The sequence below is a fragment of the Pseudoalteromonas sp. P1-26 genome (assembly GCF_001401795.1).
Lineage (GTDB): Bacteria > Pseudomonadota > Gammaproteobacteria > Enterobacterales > Alteromonadaceae > Pseudoalteromonas.
In genome coordinates, this window is the sequence record NZ_LKDX01000124.1 from 1 (window position 1) to 678 (window position 678).

Annotated in this window: 1 protein-coding gene; it reads left to right on the top strand. The window is 38.5% G+C overall.

Annotation, left to right across the window (positions count from 1 at the left end):
* The first annotated feature begins 119 nt into the window (after window positions 1-119).
* On the top strand, window positions 120-524 hold the full coding sequence (locus AN394_RS21185; protein ID WP_055022523.1) for a DUF5412 family protein: 405 nt from the start codon (window positions 120-122) through the stop codon (window positions 522-524).
* Window positions 525-678 lie beyond the last annotated feature (154 nt).

Below are 678 nucleotides of genomic sequence, written 5' to 3' on the forward strand. Positions count from 1 at the left end.
TTTAGTAGTAATGGCAATTAGTTAAGAAGTTTGTTACAAATGAGTCATTCAGAAAAGCGAGCGACGCAGTGGTAGAAAAACGCGCGATTAGCTCGCTATAAACATGTTAGCTGTATTCAATGGACTTCATAATAAAACTTATAGTTCGGCTTGGTATTTTAGCTGGGGTAATTTCTACATTTTTTATCTTATGGGTATATTTTACTTTCCCCGATATGTGTGGCAATTATCTCCATGCGGAAGCTTATTCACCTGATAACAAAAATCGGATAGTAGTGTTCCAGCGTGATTGTGGTGCAACTACAGGGTTTTCTGCTCAGATTTCTATTTTAGGCGCAGATGTTAAGCTACCAAATGAATCAGCCAATATATTCATCATACCAGGGCTCCCAAACGAAGTGGCGCCAGGTGTGGAGTGGTTGGATAACTCTACAATAAAGATATCTCACAGGCTTAATGGGCAAGAATATTTATCAGAAACTAATTATGGATGGTTTAATAAAGTTGTAGTTAAATATGAGTAACCATACAGCTAACAAACGCATCAACGCATGGACTAATAAAGCTTGGCTTGGTTCGTGCCTCACCAATTTTAGCCAAGCATCATTAGCCCGTTATGCGAGGCGTTAGGTTACTAATGAGTACAGATATAGAACCGATGTATATTGATTGCGGTAA

Coding starts and splice junctions, on each gene's coding strand:
- AN394_RS21185 (WP_055022523.1), top strand. CDS start 120: ATGGACTTCATAATAAAACTTATAGTTCGGCTTGGTATTTTAGCTGGG.